The 18,211-nt window shown below is 42.3% G+C and carries 18 protein-coding genes and 1 pseudogene; 15 read left to right on the top strand and 4 right to left on the bottom strand.

Annotated features, from left to right (window positions below):
- Positions 1-49: 49 nt before the first annotated feature.
- The 7 genes and pseudogenes from HMPREF9449_RS06215 (at position 50) to HMPREF9449_RS06185 (ending at position 7,614) form a co-directional block, all read left to right on the top strand.
- On the top strand, positions 50-1,042 hold the full coding sequence (locus tag HMPREF9449_RS06215; protein ID WP_009136394.1) for a vWA domain-containing protein: 993 nt from the start codon (positions 50-52) through the stop codon (positions 1,040-1,042).
- Between the two features lie 77 nt (positions 1,043-1,119).
- Entirely contained in the window at positions 1,120-2,166 is a 1,047-nt protein-coding gene (locus HMPREF9449_RS06210; RefSeq protein WP_009136393.1) for a VWA domain-containing protein, read from the top strand.
- 52 nt (positions 2,167-2,218) lie between these two features.
- Entirely contained in the window at positions 2,219-3,025 is an 807-nt protein-coding gene (locus tag HMPREF9449_RS06205; protein WP_009136392.1) for a tetratricopeptide repeat protein, read from the top strand.
- A gap of 46 nt (positions 3,026-3,071) precedes the next feature.
- Positions 3,072-4,898, top strand: coding sequence for a BatD family protein (locus tag HMPREF9449_RS06200; RefSeq protein WP_040611680.1), 1,827 nt, complete (start codon positions 3,072-3,074; stop codon positions 4,896-4,898).
- Positions 4,899-4,949: 51 nt separating this feature from the next.
- Positions 4,950-5,702 (top strand): tetratricopeptide repeat protein, encoded by a 753-nt coding sequence (locus HMPREF9449_RS06195; protein WP_040611241.1) that lies wholly within the window; start codon positions 4,950-4,952, stop codon positions 5,700-5,702.
- A gap of 200 nt (positions 5,703-5,902) precedes the next feature.
- Positions 5,903-7,006, top strand: a pseudogene (locus tag HMPREF9449_RS06190) (DNA polymerase III subunit gamma/tau); the annotation flags it as partial.
- A 152-nt stretch (positions 7,007-7,158) separates the two neighbouring features.
- On the top strand, positions 7,159-7,614 hold the full coding sequence (locus HMPREF9449_RS06185; protein ID WP_009136388.1) for a hypothetical protein: 456 nt from the start codon (positions 7,159-7,161) through the stop codon (positions 7,612-7,614).
- Positions 7,615-7,801: 187 nt separating this feature from the next.
- On the opposite strand, the gene HMPREF9449_RS06180 is transcribed toward HMPREF9449_RS06185, so the two are convergent.
- The gene (locus HMPREF9449_RS06180; protein ID WP_009136387.1) at positions 7,802-8,560 is read right to left on the bottom strand and encodes an SDR family oxidoreductase; all 759 of its coding nucleotides are present in this window, start codon (positions 8,558-8,560) and stop codon (positions 7,802-7,804) included.
- A gap of 292 nt (positions 8,561-8,852) precedes the next feature.
- Between HMPREF9449_RS06180 and HMPREF9449_RS06175 the strand changes: the two genes are divergently transcribed.
- From HMPREF9449_RS06175 to HMPREF9449_RS06155, 5 genes are all read left to right on the top strand, one after another.
- Positions 8,853-10,397 carry an NAD(P)/FAD-dependent oxidoreductase gene (locus HMPREF9449_RS06175; protein WP_009136386.1) on the top strand — a complete coding sequence of 515 codons (1,545 nt, stop codon included), beginning with the start codon at positions 8,853-8,855 and terminating at the stop codon, positions 10,395-10,397.
- A gap of 116 nt (positions 10,398-10,513) precedes the next feature.
- Entirely contained in the window at positions 10,514-10,783 is a 270-nt protein-coding gene (locus HMPREF9449_RS06170; protein WP_009136385.1) for an HU family DNA-binding protein, read from the top strand.
- Positions 10,784-10,926: 143 nt separating this feature from the next.
- A complete protein-coding gene (locus tag HMPREF9449_RS06165; protein ID WP_009136383.1) occupies positions 10,927-11,538 on the top strand; it encodes an NUDIX hydrolase in 612 nt (203 codons plus the stop codon).
- Complete coding sequence (locus HMPREF9449_RS06160) at positions 11,486-12,163, top strand: TrmH family RNA methyltransferase (RefSeq protein WP_009136382.1); 678 nt, start codon at positions 11,486-11,488, stop codon at positions 12,161-12,163. The genes HMPREF9449_RS06165 and HMPREF9449_RS06160 overlap by 53 nt, the downstream gene beginning before the upstream one ends.
- A 108-nt stretch (positions 12,164-12,271) precedes the next feature.
- Entirely contained in the window at positions 12,272-14,176 is a 1,905-nt protein-coding gene (locus HMPREF9449_RS06155) for a dipeptidyl-peptidase 3 family protein (protein ID WP_009136381.1), read from the top strand.
- A gap of 146 nt (positions 14,177-14,322) precedes the next feature.
- Here the strand turns inward: HMPREF9449_RS06155 and HMPREF9449_RS06150 are convergent, their stop codons facing one another.
- Genes HMPREF9449_RS06150 through HMPREF9449_RS06140 form a run of 3 tightly spaced genes read right to left on the bottom strand, consistent with a single transcriptional unit; the run spans position 14,323 to position 16,435 of the window.
- Complete coding sequence (locus HMPREF9449_RS06150; protein WP_009136380.1) at positions 14,323-15,384, bottom strand: hypothetical protein; 1,062 nt, start codon at positions 15,382-15,384, stop codon at positions 14,323-14,325.
- Between the two features lie 3 nt (positions 15,385-15,387).
- The gene (locus HMPREF9449_RS06145) at positions 15,388-15,903 is read right to left on the bottom strand and encodes a hypothetical protein (protein ID WP_009136379.1); all 516 of its coding nucleotides are present in this window, start codon (positions 15,901-15,903) and stop codon (positions 15,388-15,390) included.
- Positions 15,884-16,435, bottom strand: a complete 552-nt coding sequence (locus tag HMPREF9449_RS06140; protein WP_009136378.1) for an RNA polymerase sigma factor — start codon at positions 16,433-16,435, stop codon at positions 15,884-15,886. Before HMPREF9449_RS06140 ends, HMPREF9449_RS06145 begins: the two co-directional genes overlap by 20 nt.
- Positions 16,436-16,566: 131 nt before the next feature.
- Between HMPREF9449_RS06140 and HMPREF9449_RS06135 the strand changes: the two genes are divergently transcribed.
- From HMPREF9449_RS06135 to HMPREF9449_RS06125, 3 genes are read left to right on the top strand one after another with little or no spacing between them, the layout of a single operon-like run.
- Positions 16,567-17,097 (top strand): RHS repeat domain-containing protein, encoded by a 531-nt coding sequence (locus tag HMPREF9449_RS06135; RefSeq protein ID WP_009136377.1) that lies wholly within the window; start codon positions 16,567-16,569, stop codon positions 17,095-17,097.
- Entirely contained in the window at positions 17,094-17,789 is a 696-nt protein-coding gene (locus HMPREF9449_RS06130; RefSeq protein ID WP_009136376.1) for a hypothetical protein, read from the top strand. The genes HMPREF9449_RS06135 and HMPREF9449_RS06130 overlap by 4 nt, the downstream gene beginning before the upstream one ends.
- Positions 17,790-17,794: 5 nt before the next feature.
- Positions 17,795-18,211 (top strand): hypothetical protein, encoded by a 417-nt coding sequence (locus HMPREF9449_RS06125; protein ID WP_009136375.1) that lies wholly within the window; start codon positions 17,795-17,797, stop codon positions 18,209-18,211.

Here is an 18,211-nt window from a genome sequence, read left to right as displayed (position 1 = left end):
GAACTGGAAAATCGGATTTAGAATAGAGATTGTCTTAAAAGATCGAATTATGTTTGGATTTGAATTTGCCAACCCGAAATATTTTCTGCTATTGGTATTATTGGTACCGATGATCTTGTGGTATGTTTTTAAAGAAAAACAATCGCATGCGGATTTACAGTTTTCTTCTTTGCGTGCTTTCCGGGGGATCCGGCATGCCGGAAGGGTATGGTTGCGTCATTTGCTTTTTGCCTGTAAAGTGTTGGCGATCGTATTTTTAGTTACGGCTTTAGCCCGTCCGCAGTCGAGTAATAGCTGGCAGACCTATTCCAGTGAAGGAATTGATATCGTATTGGGATTGGACATTTCTACCAGTATGCTGGCGCGGGATTTCACTCCCGACCGTTTGGAGGCAGCTAAAGAAGTTGCTACCAAATTTATTTTGGAACGTCCTCAGGATCGGATTGGATTGGTGGTATTCGCCGGAGAGAGTTTCACCCAATGTCCGTTGACGACGGATCAGGCTGTTCTGGTCAACCTTTTGCGGGAAGTACAGAGCGGTATGATCGAGGACGGGACAGCTATCGGTTTGGGATTGGCAAATGCTGTCAATCGCCTGAAAGATAGTCCGGCAAAATCGAAGGTCGTCATTCTGCTTACCGACGGAGTAAACAACCGGGGAAGTATTGCTCCGGTGACGGCAGCTGAGTTGGCTAAGACCTATGGTATACGGGTCTATACTATTGGAGTCGGTACTTATGGGGAAGCCCCTTATCCGGTGCAGACACCTTTCGGTATCCAATTGCAGAATGTCCCCGTAGAAATTGATGAGGCCGTGTTGAAGCAAATTGCCAGCGTAACCGGAGGGCAATATTTCCGGGCTACGGACAATGATAAGTTACAGCAAATTTACAATGAGATCGATCAGTTGGAAAAGAGTAAGGTAGAAGTAAAACATTTCAGTAAACGGGAAGAGCAATATTTCTGGTTCGGCTTGGTCGGCATGCTCTTGCTCGTCACAGAGGCTTTGTTGAGATATACCCTATTGAGAAAGATACCATAGGAGCGAGGGCCGATGGAAAATACTGTTGGAGGAAAGTTGGAAAAAAGAACGTTGCAAAGCAATTAAAAAAATAGACTATGTTTAGATTTGCACATCCGGAATTATTATATCTTTTGCTTGTCATCCCTTTGTTGATTGTCTTTTATGTAGTGATGAGAAGCCGGAAAAAGAAAGCGATTGCCGAATTCGGGAATCCTGAGTTGTTAGCTCCTTTGATGCCTTTGCTTTCATTCAAACGGGGAGCCTGGAAATTTACGATGATTTTATTGGCCTTACTTTTTGTCATTGTAGGGGTGGCCGGTCCGCAATTCGGTTCCAAACTACAACAGGTAAAAAAGAAAGGGGTGGAATTAATGCTGGTATTGGACGTCTCCAATTCCATGATGGCTCAGGATATTAAACCCAGTCGTCTGGAAAAAGCCAAATTAGCCATCTCCCGGATGATTGAGAAATTGTCGGACGACAAAGTCGGAATGATCGTATTTGCAGGAGATGCGTATGTACAATTGCCGATTACGACGGATTATTCTTCTGCCCGGTTATTCTTGTCCGGTATCAATACAGACATTGTGCCTGTACAGGGGACGGCTATCGGAGCGGCTATCGATTTAGCGGCGAAATCTTTTACACCGGAGACTCAGACGTCCAAAGCGATTATTGTTATTACCGATGGCGAAAATCATCAGGATGATGCAGTAGCTGCGGCGAAAGCTGCCCGGAAAAAGGGAATATACGTACATACCATCGGAATGGGCCTGGAACAAGGGGCCCCTATTCCGCAGAAAGGAAATCCGGGACAGTTTATGAAAGACGGTCAGGGAAATGTGGTGGTGTCAAAACTGGATGAAGAAACCTTGAAAAAAATAGCCAAAGCGGGCGAAGGTATGTATGTGAGAGCCAGTAATACGGATGTGGGATTGAATACCCTTTTGGAAGAAGTAAACCGTATGGAAAAATCCTTATTGGAAGAAAGGGTATACAGTGATTATGCTGAGAAATATCAGTATTTTTTGTTAGTGGGCTTATTCTTTGTCTTTGTGGAATTTATGATTCTGGGCAGGAAAAACCGGCATTTTATGAAAATCCATATTTTCAATCCGGAGCAAAAGAAAAAAGATCTCTAGAAGGCAGAGCGTTTGAATGGTAGATGTAGACTTTGATTAAGATTTATTTTGTATGATGATGAAAAAAGTAAGCTTGATATTGTTTCTGATCGGTATTGCTTTTAGTGCAAGTGCGCAGAAAGAACGGAAATTAGTTCGGGAAGGAAATGACCTTTATGATAAACAGGATTTTGAAAAGGCAGAAGTTGAATACCGGAAAGCTTTGGATAAAAAGACGGATTCTTACGAGGCTGCTTTTAATTTAGGGGATGCTTTGTTCAAACAGAAGAAATTCGATGAGGCTTTAAAACAGTTTTCTGATTTGGCAGAAAAGGAGATGGATAAGCAGAGATTGGGGGAACTCTACCACAATATCGGAAATACTTTATTGTCGATGCAGAAAACCGAAGAGAGTATAGAGGCGTATAAAGAATCGTTGAGGAATCGTCCGAATGCTCCGGAGACGAAATATAATCTGGAATATGCCCGGAGGAGACAGCAACAACAGCAACAACAACAGAATCAGGATCAGAATCAGGATCAAAACAAAGACCAAAATAAAGATCAGCAGAAAGATCAGGATAAGGGGAAAAACGAAGACCAGCAGAAAGACCAACAAGATCAAAATAAGGATCAGCAAGATCAGAACAAGGACCAGCAGGATAAGAACCAAAAGGATCAGGATAAAAATCAACAGAATAAGGACCAACAGCAGCAAAACCAACAGCCTCAGCAACAACCGGGAAAGATATCCAAAGAAGATGCTCAGCGTTTATTAGAGGCTTTACAAAATGACGAGAAAAAGGTTCAGGAAAAGGTACAAAAAGAAAAAGTGCAACAACAAAAGGCGAAAAAACAGAAAATCGAAAAAGATTGGTAATTTTGAGCCTTAAAAATATAAGTCAATGGACTTAAAACGGATAAAGATGAGATTATTGGGTTTCATATTATTGTTTTTGGGTAGTCTGGCTGCCTATGGCCAAGGGGTGGAATTTGAAGCTTCAGCGCCTTCGGTTGTGGAAGTCGGAGAACAATTCAGGTTATCTTATTCTTTGAATCGGAAAGGAACAGATCTGCAAATCCCTACTTTAGACGGATTTACATTATTGATGGGACCGAGTACGGGTTCTTCTTCCTCTTTTTCCAGTATCAACGGTAAGGTGACACAGAGTGTATCTTATACCTATACCTATGTTTTAGAGGGAACAAAGGAGGGAACTTTTCAGATTCCTCCGGCTACGATAACTGTTGAGGGAAAAGAATACCGCTCGAATGCGATTTCAATAGAGGTGGTGAAAGGAAGCGGAAACCATGCAAACCGCTCTAACCGTAGAGTAGATCCGACAGAACAAGCAGAAGGGAATGTCGCTGTAAACGAGAATAATCTGTTTGTAAAAGTGGATGTCAGTCGCCGGAATTTATATATAGGCGAAAGTCTGGTGGCGACCATAAAAGTCTATTCAAAAGTAAATCTGGTAAGTTTTGGACGGACGAAATTTCCGGCTTTTGACGGTTTTTTGGCCGAGGATATACCTACTCCTCAGCAAATAGAATTAGTGCGGGAGACTTATAACGGGGAGATCTATAAAGTTGGCGTCCTCCGGAAAGTATTGTTGTTTCCCCAACATACGGGAGAAATTACGATTGAACCTTTTGAAGTAGAATGTATTGTCCGGCAGCAATTGGCCAGTTCCCGGAGTTTTTTCGATGATTTTTTCGGAAATTACCGGGATATAAAAGCTCTGCGTTTGAGCCGTCCGGTAAAGATCAATGTCCGTGAACTGCCTGTGGCAGGAAGGCCACTTGGGTTTAGTGGGACGGTTGGGGATATTTCGATGCGAACTTCTTTATCTGCCGATACGGTGAAGGCAAACGATGCTTTGACCTATAAAGTGACGTTCAGTGGAGTCGGTAATCTGAAATTGATTTCTGCACCGACTATTGATTTTCCGACCGACTTTGAAAGTTATGAACCGAAAGTGACCAAGGATATCAAAACCGGGGAAAACGGTATGAGGGGGACAGTGACGTATGAGTATGTGTTAATACCGCGTTATGCCGGAGATTATAAAATTCCGGCAGTGACTTTCTCTTATTTTGATCCGGCGGCTCATGCCTACAGAACTGTTTCCGGAGAGACTTATGAGGTACATGTATTGAAAGGAAATGGGAGCACTTCCGGCGAGAACACGACCTCTGTACAATCTTTTAAGAAGGAAGATGTGCGTCAATTGGGACAGGATATTCGTTTTATCCGTACCGGGGATCTTCAATTGCGCCCGAAAGGCGGAGTTTTCTTTGGAACGGTGGTGTATTGGCTGGCTTTTATCATTCCTTTTGTACTCTTTGTGATCGGAGCTATCTTGAATCGGAGGAGAATTAAAGCGAATGCAGATCTGGTAAGGGTAAAGAATAAAGCGGCTAATAAAATGGCCCGAAAGCGGATGAAGTCGGCTGCTGTAGCGATGAAAAACCGGAATACCGAGCAATTCTACGAAGAAGTGCTGAAGGCTTTGTGGGGATATGTGAGTTATAAATTGAATATTGATATGGCGGAACTAAACCGGGATAATATCAGCGATATTTTGCAACGGAAATCTGTCGAAAGTACATTGATTCAGGATTTTATCACCGTGTTGGATACCTGCGAATTTGCCCGTTATGCTCCGGCCGCTAATCCCGACCAGGAAATGGATCAGGTATACGAAAATGGAATTGCGATTATTACCAAACTGGATAAGGCGATAAAATGAGAAGGGAAAGGATAACCCTATGAAAATTTGGACTATATAGATCGACGAAGTATGAAAAAAATATGGTGGATATGGCTGTTTATGATGGGAGCATTAAGTACCTTGGCTGCCGCTGAGGATTTGACGCAGCAGGCGGAAAAGGAATATCGGCAAGGTAAATATCTGGAAGCAGCTGATACGTATAAAAAAATGTTGACCGAAGGCCAGGAATCAGCTCAATTGTATTATAATCTGGGGAATTGTTATTATAAACTGGGAGAAAATACGCAGGCAATTTTAAACTATGAAAGAGCCTTGTTGTTAAATCCCGGAGACCGGGATGCCCGTTATAATTTGCAGATGGCTCAGAGTCAGGCGGTGGATAAGATTGAGGTTTTACCGGAGGTTTTTATCGTTAGGTGGTATAAATCATTGGTGGCTTATTTTTCTGCCGATCAGTGGGCTTATATTTCGATAGCTTTCTTTATCCTGTTTCTGGGTATGGTTGCCTTGTTTTTTTATTCCTCTACGGCAGCATTGAAAAAAACGGGTTTTACATTGGGAATAGTGATATTGTTTTTTACTGTATTTTCTGTTATTTTTTCTGTGAAACAATACAGACGAATCACAGAGCGGGATTATGCGATTGTCCTGACTCCCAGCGTAACGGTAAAAGGGGCACCGGATAATAGCGGGACCAGTTTGTTTGTCATCCACGAAGGATTGAAGGTAAAGATCATCGAATCGCTTGGAGAGTGGGTAAATATCCGCTTGGAAGATGGAAATGAAGGTTGGGTTGCTAAAAGAGATATTGAGAGAATATAAGCAGAGGAAGCGATACTGTTTTTTCCTCTTAAAAAATAAAAACAGGTTTTGTAAAGACCTAAAAGGTTATTAACTTTACCCCACTAAAGAATGACGGGTGAGAGTAAAAATGTTCGGAAAACCGAAATGTAAGGGAGGACATATTGTAGAGTGGGGATTTTTTTTCATGCGTTATTCTTCATTTTCAACCAATTCACTGCATGGATAATTTTATAGTTTCAGCCCGGAAATACAGACCAGCCAGTTTCGATACGGTAGTAGGCCAGCTCTCCATTACCTCTACTTTGCGAAATGCGATTGTGAATCACCAATTGGCGCAGGCGTATTTGTTCTGCGGACCGCGTGGGGTGGGGAAGACGACCTGTGCCCGTATTTTTGCCAAGACGATAAATTGTCAAAATCTGCAGCCGAATGCGGAGCCTTGCAACGAATGTGAGTCCTGCAAAGCTTTCAATACGGGACGGTCGTTGAATATTCACGAACTGGATGCGGCTTCCAATAACAGTGTGGACGATATCCGGGGCTTGGTAGATCAGGTGCGTATTCTTCCTCAGGTAGGTAAATACAGTGTTTACATCATCGATGAAGTGCATATGTTGAGCACTTCTGCTTTCAATGCTTTTTTAAAGACATTGGAAGAACCGCCTGCCCATGCTATTTTTATTTTGGCTACTACTGAAAAGCATAAGATACTACCTACGATTCTTTCTCGGTGTCAGATATACGATTTTAACCGGATGAAAGTAGAGGATACGGTTCGCCATTTGCAATATATTGCTCAGAAAGAAGGGGTGACAGCGGAAGAGGAGGCATTGGATATCATTGCCCAGAAAGCTGACGGAGCGATGAGAGATGCCTTGTCTATTTTCGATCAGGTGGTGAATTTTTGCGGAAAGAACCTGACTTATGCCGGGGTGATTGAAAATCTGAATGTACTGGATTATGAATATTATTTCCGTCTGACAGATTTATTCCATAAAGGGGATGTCTCCGGAGCTCTTTTGCTCTTTAACGAAATTATGGAAAAGGGATTTGATGCCGCTAATTTGGTGGCCGGTTTGGGGAAACATTTTCGGAATGTCTTGGTGGCCAAAGATCCGGCAACGGTACAGTTACTGGAAGTCAGTGCTCGCATACGGGAACGGTATTTAAAACAAGCTGCCGTTTGTGAAACCGGATTTCTCTACGACGCCTTGAAAATTATTGAACAGTGTGAAATGCAATACAAAGTCCGGATGGAAAAGCGGCTTTGCGTGGAAATCACTCTGATTAAGCTGTGTCAGATTAATGAGTTAAAAAAAAAAATCTGAACTTCTCTGAGGAAGGGAAATTACTGAAAATAAAAGATTTTAACGGCAAATACGGAATTCCGGCAACCGCAGATTCTCCCCAGGGATCCTCTTCGGTTACTCTTTCGCGGGAGGAAGAAAAAAATAAACCTACTGCTTCTTTTAAATTGAAAAAGGCGTTTGCCGAATCAGCCGAGCGTTACGATGTTAAAAAGCCGGAGGCCGCTCCGGCCATTTCCGTACGGGTAGAAGCTCACGATGCCTTTGACGAAGGGAAAGTGAAGGGAGTATTTGATCGTTTGATCCAACAACAGCATCCCGACACTATTGTCAGCATAGCTTTAAAGTCCCATACTCCGGAAATAGAGGGTGACCGGATTATTGTCAAAGTGGATAATCAGATACAGGTCGAGAAATTGGAAGCTATCCGGCATAGTTTGCAGAATGCGTTGATGCAGGGATTGAATAACGGCTTTGTTCAACTGGAAATTCGAATGTTTGAAAAGGCTTCCGGAGAGGAAGAGCGTCGCTTGATTACAGCTCAGGATAAATTGGCCTATTTCATGGAGGAAAATCCGGTGGTGGCAGAGATGAAAAAATTATTCGGACTGGAATTGGAATAAAACGAAGATAAAAAAGGTAGTCGGTAAGAGGAATGTTTTCTTTTGGGGGGAGAAAAGTATTCCTTTCAAAAACTGATAAACGGAACTCCGGTCCGGATAAAACTTTAATATTGCCAATCCATAGCAAATTTCATCCGGACTGAAGTCTTGTTCTTTATCAGAATGCAAATACGTTGTTTACAGAAACTTAAGCTTCTCTGTTTACGTCTCTGGAATTGGCTTGCGCGGTTGGCATGATGACAATGTCATTCAGGCAGACATGAGCCGGCCGGGTAATAGCAAAGAGAATGGTATCGGCGATGTCTTCGTTTGTAAGAGGAGTCATGCCCTTATAAACATTTTTGGCTGCTGCGGCATCTCCTTTATAGCGAACCAGGGAAAATTCCGTTTCCACCATACCGGGGGCGATATTGGTGACTTTAATGTTGTGTTTCAGCATATCGGTGCGCATGGCTCTGGACAAGGCGTCTACGGCGTGTTTGGTGGCACAGTATACGTTTCCGCCGGGGTATACTTCCTTCCCTGCTATCGAGGCGATATTGACAATGTGTCCGCTGTTTTTTTGAATCATGAGAGGAGCAACGGCCCGGGTGACATAAAGTAAACCTTTCACATTGGTATCAATCATTCTTTCCCAGTCGTCCAGGATTCCTTCCTGGAGCGGGCTCACTCCTACGGCCAGACCAGCATTATTGACCAGAACGGCTATATTTTTCCATTTGTCATCCAGATTTTCGATGGCTTTTTTTACAGCTTCGGCGTCGCGGACATCGAAGCAAAGAGAGAGTACTTCGCTTCCTTTTTGCCGGATTTCTGCGGCTAACTGTTGGAGACGGTCCTCACGGCGACCGGTGATAATGATTTCAAATCCGGCTTCGGCTGCTTTCAGAGCGGTGGCTTGTCCTATTCCGGAAGTTGCTCCGGTAATCAAGGCTATTTTTTTCATAGGATTATAATTTGTTATGTAACGGTTGTTTAAAACCTTCGTTTTTCAATCATTTCCTTGAATATCTTTCGGATATAAAGATTTCCTTTTGCGTTATTTTGGATCGGTTTTAATGGTTACGAAGTTAGGAGTTTTTCTGAAAATAAGAAAAATGGAATAAAATTAAATTTTCTGTTGGGTTTTCCGGTTGAAAATAAACCGAAAAGGTGGAGTGTTCCGGTAAAAATGTCTATTTTCGCCGGATATCTTTGGTAAAGGGCCGGAAGAGGAGGAACGTTTAAATTCAAGAGAGATGTACAAAGAAATACAAATCAGGATAAAGCCCGAAGAGGCTGCTGAACAGGAGTTGCTTCGGGAATATGCAGCTAGGGAAGTGGGGGTAAGTTTGGAACGCATTCGGCATATCGATCTATTGAAAAAAGCGGTGGATGCCCGTCAGCGTCAGGTAATATTGCAGCTTCGGTTGGGGGTGCATATCGACTGTCTGGAGGAGAGAGAAAAGGTTTTTAAACCGGCTTACCGGAATGTGGCGACAGCTAAACCGGTAATTGTTGTGGGGGCGGGGCCTGCCGGCTTGTTTGCTGCTTTGCGTTTGATAGAGAGGGGATATCGCCCTATCGTATTGGAAAGGGGAAAAAGTGTGGAGGAGCGTCGGCGGGATTTGGGACAACTTTATAAATCCGGTTTGGTGAATCCGGATTCTAATTTCGGTTTCGGAGAAGGAGGTGCCGGTACTTTTTCAGACGGAAAGTTGTATACGCGTTCCAAAAAACGGGGAGATGTACAGCGGGCATTGGAGATATTGGTATATCATGGAGCTGATCCGGTGATATTGATCGATTCTCATCCTCATATCGGGACGGATAAATTGCCCGGGGTGATCGTGAATATCCGGAAAACTATTGAAGCATACGGAGGGGAGGTGCGTTTTCAGACCCGGGTTACGGATTTTATCTTGCAGGGTAAGCAGATAAAAGGAGTGATGGCCGGACAAGAGGAAATTTACGCAGAACAGGTAATATTGGCTACGGGGCATTCAGCCCGGGATGTCTATCGTATGTTGCAGGCCCGTTCCGTTTATATGGAGCCCAAAGATTTCGCTGTGGGATTGCGTTTGGAACATCCTCAGCAGATCATCGACTGTATGCAGTATCACCGAAAAGAAGGGAGGGGGCCATGGTTGCCGGCTGCGGAATATAGTTTTGTAACTCCTGTGGAAGGAAGAGGGGTATATTCTTTCTGTATGTGTCCCGGCGGAGTAGTTGTTCCTGCTGCTACTGGTCCGGAACAGCAAGTCGTCAACGGCATGTCCTCTTCTGCCCGGAATACGCCTTGGGCAAATTCGGCAATCGTCACGGCTATCGGTCGGGAAGAGCTGGAACAAATGCATTATGCCGGATTATTCGGAGGAATGGAATTTCAGGAAGCCTTGGAAAAGCAGGCTTGGCAGCAGGGAGGGGGACATTTGCAGGCTCCGGCACAAGTCTTGACAGATTTTTTGAGGGGTAAATTCAGTAACCGCTTGCCCCGGGTATCTTATAAACCCGGCGTGAACAGTTCTCCGATACACCAATGGCTACCGGAATTGATTTCCCGGCGTTTGAGGGAAGGATTGCTTTCCTTTGGAGAGAGGGCAAAAGCCTTTCTGACCTCGGAAGCAGTATTGCTGGGGGTGGAGACCCGGACTTCTGCCCCCTTGAAAATAGTGAGATTACCCGATCGGTTGAGGCATGTGGAAATCGAAGGATTATATCCTTGCGGAGAAGGGGCAGGCTATGCCGGAGGCATTATTTCGGCTGCTATGGACGGTGAAAAGTGTGCCGAAAGTGTCTTATAGTAAAAAAATTAAAAAAAAAACGATTTTTTTTTTGAAAACTTTGACATCCTCGATAAAATATATACATTTGCCTAGAGAGAAAGGTTATAAAAATTCTAACCCTAAAAAATAATATTATGAATAAAGCACAATTAATTGACGCTATTGCTGAAAAAGCAGGTTTGACAAAGGCAGAGTCTAAAAAGGCTTTGGAAGCTTTTATTGAAACAGTAGGTGAAGCACTGAAGAACGGTGATAAGGTTGCATTGATCGGATTTGGTTCTTTCTCTGTCTCTGAAAGAAGTGCAAGAAGTGGTAGAAATCCTCAAACAGGTAAGGCTATTACAATCCCTGCTAAGAAAGTTGTTAAATTTAAAGCTGGAGCTGAATTGGCAGAAAAGTGCTGATCACAGATTAACATAAAAAAAGGGGCCGCCTGAAAAGTAATTTTTAAGGGCCCCTTTTTTTATGGAGAAAAGTGGCGTTTCGGGTATAGGGTACAGAATTTTAATTACTATTTTTATACCAGACGAATTTAATACGATTGAAAATGGGGAAAAAACAGATACAACCCTGGAAAGTGCTTCAATCGGAGTACCTTTTTAAAGAGCCTTGGTTTACTGTCAGACGGGATAAAGTGGAGCTACCAAACGGAAGCCTTATTCCTTCATACTATGTATTGGAGTATCCAGCCTGGGTTTGTGTTATCGGAATTACCCGGGAAGGGAAATTGCTGATGGAAAGACAGTATCGTCATGGCTTGGGACGGGTCGGCTATGAATTATGTGCGGGCGTGGTGGAAGATTCGGATTCCTCCTATTTAGAGGCGGCCCGGCGGGAATTGTGGGAGGAAACGGGATATGGAAAAGGACATTGGGAAACCTATATGGTATTTTCGGTAAACCCGGGTACGCATACCAATTTAACATATTGCTTTCTGGCTACCGACCTGGAAAGAATAGGAGAACCTCATCAGGAAGCGACGGAGGACATTGCTGTAGAATTATTGGAACCGGAGGAGGTGAAGAAATTGTTAATGGAAAATCAAATTATGCAGGCGATGCATGTCGCTGCGTTGTGGAAATATTTTTACGAGAAAACGAAAGCTGATGAGGACAGAGCAGGAAAAAGTGGAATATCTGAAAAATTTTGTGACAGATGAAAAAAATGCGCTCTTTTCCCGGTTGATCCGGGAGAGAACGGAGTATGTCACCTTAGTATTGGAAGATCTATACCAGTCCCATAATCAGAGTGCTGTAATGCGTACAGCCGATTGTATGGGCGTACAGAGCGTACACATTATCGAGAACCGGAACAAATACGATGTGACTTCTACCGTATCCCAAGGAGCCCGGGAATGGCTGACTCTTCATCGTTACCGGGGAGAAAAGAATAATACCCCGGCGGCCCTCCGGCAACTCCGGCAGCAGGGATACCGTATTATTGCCACTACTCCTCATTCCCGTGATACGCTTATTGACGATCTGGATTTAAAAAAAGGGAAAATGGCCTTTTTTTTCGGAACAGAACTGACGGGCTTATCGGAAGACGTGATTCGGGAAGCCGACGAATTTGTAAAAGTCCCGATGTACGGATTTACGGAAAGCCTGAACGTGAGCGTATGTGCGGCTTTGATTATGTATAGCGTAATGCAGCGGCTCCGGGAAAGCGACCTGGATTGGCATTTGTCTCCGGAAGAAGAAGTGAAAGTTGCTTTTCAATGGTATAAACATGCTGTAAAGGCATCCGGAGAAATTTTAGAACGGTTTGAACAGCAGAAAAGTTAGAGACGGAAAAAAGGCCGGTTGAAACCGCTACGGTGTGAGGAACGTATGAAAGAAGAACAGGCAAAAGAAAAAAGCCGGAAATCACTACAAACGTTTTAGAAAGAGAAAATGAATTTTGAAAATTACATTGCAGAGCAATTTGACGATATCCGGATATTGCGTTATCAGGTCCCTGCTTTTGAAGGCTTGACCTTAAAAGAAAAACTTTTTATTTATTACTTAAGCCAGGCGGCTTTGGCCGGACGGGATATTTTATGGGATCAGAATAATAAATACAATTTGCGTATCCGTCGGGTGCTGGAAAAAATATTGCGGGACTATCGGGGAGACCGGGAGTGTGAAGAATTCAAAGCATTCGTATTGTATGCTAAAAAAGTGTTTTTTGCCAATGGGATCCATCACCATTATTCCATGGATAAATTTATTCCGGTTTTTTCAAAGGAATACTTTCGGTCGCTTCTAGCGGCTGTCGGAAGGGAGAAGGAATTCGAAGGGCTGGAACGGATTCTGTTCGACCGGGATTACATGGCAAAGCGGGTGGTATTAGACGGAGCGAAAGATTTGGTGAAGGCTTCTGCCAACAATTATTATTCCGGTGTTACTCAGCAGGAAGTGGAAGATTTTTATAAACTCCCCTCCGGTGGGGAAGGACAGCCAATCTCCCGGGGATTGAATTCCACTTTGGTAAAAAAAGACGGGAAGTTGGTAGAAGAAGTATGGAAAATCGGAGGAAAATACAGTAATGAGATTACGAACATTGTAAAAGCGCTGGAAAAGGCCCAGAAGTTTGCTTTAACGGAGCAGCAGAGGGAGGTGATCCGTTTGTTGATCGAATACTACAAGAACGGAGATTTGGCTGTTTTCGATGCCTATTCAATTGCCTGGCTACAGGAACAGGAGTCGCCTGTCGATTTCATCAATGGTTTTATCGAAGTATACGGCGACCCGCTCGCGTATAAAGCAAGCTGGGAGTCGGTTGTGGAAATTGTGGATGCTGCAGCTTGTGAGCGGACAAATAAACTGGCGGAAAATGCGCTTTGGTTTGAGAAAAATGCTCCTATAGAAGATCGGTTTAAAAAAACACAGGTTTCGGGGATTACTGCCCGGGTTATGCAAGTGGCTATGTTGGGAGGGGATTGCCATCCCGCTACCCCTATCGGCATCAACTTACCGAATGCCGAATGGATACGGGAACGTTACGGGAGTAAGTCTGTAACCCTGGACAATATTACTTATGCTTATCACCGGGCTTCACAGGGATCGGGAGTGACGGCCGAATTTGCTTATTCGGAAGCAGAAAAACGCAAAGCTGAATTATACGGTTATGAAGGAGGAAACCTTCATACGGATTTGCATGAGTGTCTGGGGCATGGTTCGGGAAAGATGATGCCGGGAGTGACTACTGAAGCTTTGAAAAATTATTATTCTACTTTGGAAGAGGCCCGGGCGGATCTCTTTGCCCTTTATTATATTGCGGATCCGAAATTGTTGGAATTAGGGATTATTAACGGACCGGAAGTGGCGGAATGTGAATACGATACTTACATCCGCAACGCCTTACTGACGCAATTGACACGGATTAAACCCGGCGATAGCCTGGAGGAAGCACATATGAGAAACCGCCAGTTGATCGCTTCCTGGGTATACGAACAAGGGAAGGAGGCGAATGTCATAGAGAAAATTCGGGAACAAGGAAAAACGTATTTCGTGATACGCGATTACGAGGCTTTGAGGATGTTGTTCGGAAAGCTTCTGGCAGAAGTGCAGCGTATAAAATCGGAAGGCGATTATCCGGCAGCCCGGGATCTGATAGAGACTTACGGAGTCAAAGTAGAGGAGGAACTGCATCGGGAAGTCCTGGAAAGATACCGGAAGCTAAATGTACCTCCTTATGCCGGTTTTATCAATCCTGTCTATACATTAGTGAAAGCGGGAGGAGAAATAACGGATGTTCGTATTCATTATCCAGACAATTTCCTGGAACAGATGCTGAAATATGGAGAAGAGGAATAGGAAGCTGCTGAGGCAAACGGGTAAAACGTATTTCGCTGACTAATGAAATTACCGTTCTGATCAGAATGAGAAGGGGAAAAACGTAAATTCATTAGTCAGCGAGTGTCAGGCAAGCCTTCGGAGGTACGGCTTATCGTTTATGTTTCTTATTTACTGAAAATAATATCAGCATAAGAGTTGGAGATATTCACTTTTGCCGAGGGATGCTCTTGCTTGCCTACTCTTCCCCGTATCGTTTTAGAATAACGGCTATCGTCGTCGTCCAGCGTTACATCCGATAATTTGATACCGTTGAGTCGTATGGAGCCGTAGCGGGTATACAAATCCGCCATAAAACTATAATGGTTATCCAATCCGATCCGGATATTCGTATAGGCTGCTTCTATTAAGATCGAGCTGAAATCCTGGGCCACATCGGCAATTTTTACTTTACAATACTTGAGGCTGGAAGCATCGAAGCGCTTCCCAAGGTAATCAATACTGAAATCTGTATAGGCTGAGCTTAATACAAAAGAATCGATCGATTTAATCGTAAACCTATCGTATTTGGATGTCATTTCTATGGAACCGACCGTTCCGATATTGAATTTTGAATAGGCACTGATTAAATTCAAGGAGGTCATTTTATCCATACGGGCATTCCCGTAACCGATATTCAAGGAGAGTTTCTCCGATTCCGATAACTCGACATTTCCGTATTTAATCGTAATCTCATTGTCAGTTCCTTTCAAAGCGGCGGCGTATAAATTCCCGTATTTCACATCTGCCCGAAAGGGCTGAGTGGTTTCATCGAGCTGGATATTCCCGTATTTGTTGGTTAGATTTAATTTGGCAGAAGCCGGTACGTTTATCGTATAATTGATAGTGATACCGCAGTTTTTACAATTGTTGTGTTGTCTGTCGATCTGTGTAGTGGCTTGTACCAATTTATCCATATTATGGAAATCAACGGAAATTTGATCGGCCATTCGTTGGGCCACTTTGTGATTTTCCCCTTTCCCGATAATTTCAATGGAAAAATCGATTTCGTTTTTATTCCATTGTTTGATAACGATAAAACCGTATCTGTTATTTACTTGTAATTCACAGTTCGGCTTTACTTTGAAATTTTTATTGACGATTCGCTTTACTTCTGTAGGCACAGCCCATAGGGAAGCGGTGAACAGCAGTAGGAAACTGCTTACTAAAAATAGAGATTTGTACTTCATAATTTATAGGTTTTGTTTTTTAGAATTTGGTAAACTTTTTAAAATAGTCTGGATATGTTCCAATGATTCCAATTGCATATTATAGCGGGATATAATATACGCAATATATTCTTCTTCTGTGATGCCCGGGACTTTCTTATCCAGTTTTTGGGATTCATTCTCCATATCGGTAATATCTTTTAAAATTTCATCGCGTTCGGGTTCATTGACCAGATTGATATTTTGTTCGATATCGTTTATTTGTTGCTGCAATTGGCGGTTATAATAAGTGGTTACTTCTTTAATCGAGTCGGTGGTGGCAGAGGGAATGCGAATAGGATAAAAATACTGGAACATCAGAATCAGTGCCAGTGTGGCAGCGGCTGAGGTAACGATGATCCAGCGGCGGGCATGTCTGTTTTTCCTTTGTTCATGCCGTTCAAGACGCTCCTCAAAGCGTTCGAAATGTCCGAAGGGTGGCAGAGCCGTATCGAAAATTTCTGCCTGATTTTTTATTTTTTCATTTAATAAATTGCTCATGGGGAGAGGGTGTTTTAATTAGTCCGATTAATTTATTTCTGGCCCGTGCAAACTGAGAACGGACGGTTGAAGGGGTTAGTTGCATCATTTGTGCGATTTCTTCGTATTTTAATCCTTCTATCAGATGCAGGTTAAGTACTAAACGATAGCCTTCCGGCAATTGCTTTAGCTTGTCTGCAATCAATTGCAATTGCATTTCGGTTTCGTCCTCGTTATTTTCTTCTGTGGTGACATATATATTATCTTCCAAACTGATAAATTGAATCTTTCTTTTCCGGTAAAGGTCTATCGCATGATTTATGGCAATTCGTTTTAAAATTCTTTCCATATTACTGACTTCTCCGTCGTAATCCTCTATACGGTCGAATACCTTTAAAAAAGTCTCCTGCATTACTTCTTCTGCTTCCTGAGGATTACCGAGTATACGGTAGGCACTATTATACACGCCCTTATAAAACAGCATATAAAATTCGAGTTGTGCCCGTCTATCTCTTTTCTGGCATTGTCGTAATATCGTTTTATAGTCGCTCATTCTTTTTGTTTTCTGCCTATATGACGTAAAAGAAGCAAATTTGCTGCATAAAAAAACGGTTTTTTACAAAAATTATTTATACATTCTAACAAATTAGCTGAAAGTGAGGATAAATATTCGGAAGCTAGAGGATGAATATCGTAAATAATCGTTATAAAGTATTAAATTTATCATACAGAATAGATAAAGATTTTGAAAATACTATCTATATTTACAGTGCTTCTGGCGAGAAATTAGCACAGAAAAAAGGAAGTTCTTTTACATATTATCGGCATGTGATGGTGTACGAAGGGGATAAGCTTTCGTACATTATGCATCCACAGGGTTTTGTACGGAAAAGTAATAACGACTATCAATACAATTATTTGCTTATGGATCATTTAGGAAGTAGTCGGGTTTTGTTGGAAGTTGTAAATGACAGTTTGATAGCTGTCCAGCAAACGGATTATTATCCTTTTGGAAAGGCTTTTGAGCACCATAATTTGAATCGGAATAAATATTTGTATTCGGGTAAAGAATTTCAGGATATAAGTTTAGGGGGAAGTATGCTTTCTTTGTATGATTTTGGCGCTCGTTATTATGATCCAGAAATCGGCCGTTGGTTTAATGTTGATCCAGCTTTGCAATTTTTAAAGGGCATTTTAAACATGCTAAATTTTTGAAAGAAGCAGTTGCGAGTGGATATAATGAGTTGAAGATTACAGTAGGATTATTTAAGGCAGGGGGCGGTCAGAACTTTTTTGGCATGATGAAGGAAATCGTATCCCGTTTTACCTGGCAATTGCCTCAGACATTGTTGGGCTTTACTTATGCCAATGCCGTAAATTATTTGTCTGATACCCAAGTCGATTATTATGGAGGAGCCACAACTGTTTCCACTCCTTTATTAAGTAATGGACAAGGGGTCGCTTTAGGTAGTTTTATTACGGGCGGGAAAGATTTGGAGGCAGATCCGGCAAATCCTTTGTTCCAGCACGAATACGGGCATTATCTGCAAAGTCAGAAGATAGGTATAAATTACCTTTGGAAAGTGGCAGTTCCTAGTTTTTTGAGTGTCCTACGGGATAGATTTCGCAGTAAGGAAAACAAAAGGCATAAATATACGAGTACGGAACAGGATGCGAATTCAAGGGCTATCCGGTATTTTCATAAAAGGAATGTTTTAAAGTGGTATTTTAAGCAAAATCCTATAGGAAGTGAAAATCAATGGGATATGAAAAATATTATGGATAAAAACGGTCAGTTTACTTTTTTATTTGAAAGGGCTTTAGATGCAGACCTTATGGGGCATCGTTCTTCAGAACCTTTATCGGAAAAAGGTCCGGACAATTTACATCAACTAATAACTTTTTAATTAATATGGGAAAAGTAATTGTTATTATTAGTTTAGTTTTGTTTCTGACAGGATGTTGGGAATATAAGAATACTCCCTCCAATCATCAAATACTTCGTATTTGTAATTATTCGGATATGGATATCTATTTCCGTCGAGGGAATTGCGAAGGTGGAATATTTGATAATGCTAATATTGCTAGCTCTCCTGTTGACTTTAAAATATTTGCACATGAATGTAAAAACGAATATAGTCCTAGTTTTGAAGTGGATATAGAGTATAGTGGGTGTTTAGATCCAAGGATTTCCTATGTTTTTTTTGATGCAAAAATAGTGGAAACAATCCCCTTTGATACTGTTTTTAAATACAATATGATGTTAGGAAGTAAAATTTTTACGAAGGAACAATTGGATTCTTTGGATTGGACGATTACTTATCCTTAA

Origin of the sequence: Odoribacter laneus YIT 12061 (assembly GCF_000243215.1) — a bacterium.
Classification (GTDB): Bacteria; Bacteroidota; Bacteroidia; order Bacteroidales; family Marinifilaceae; genus Culturomica; species Culturomica lanea.
This window is presented reverse-complemented; position numbering and strand designations above follow the sequence as displayed.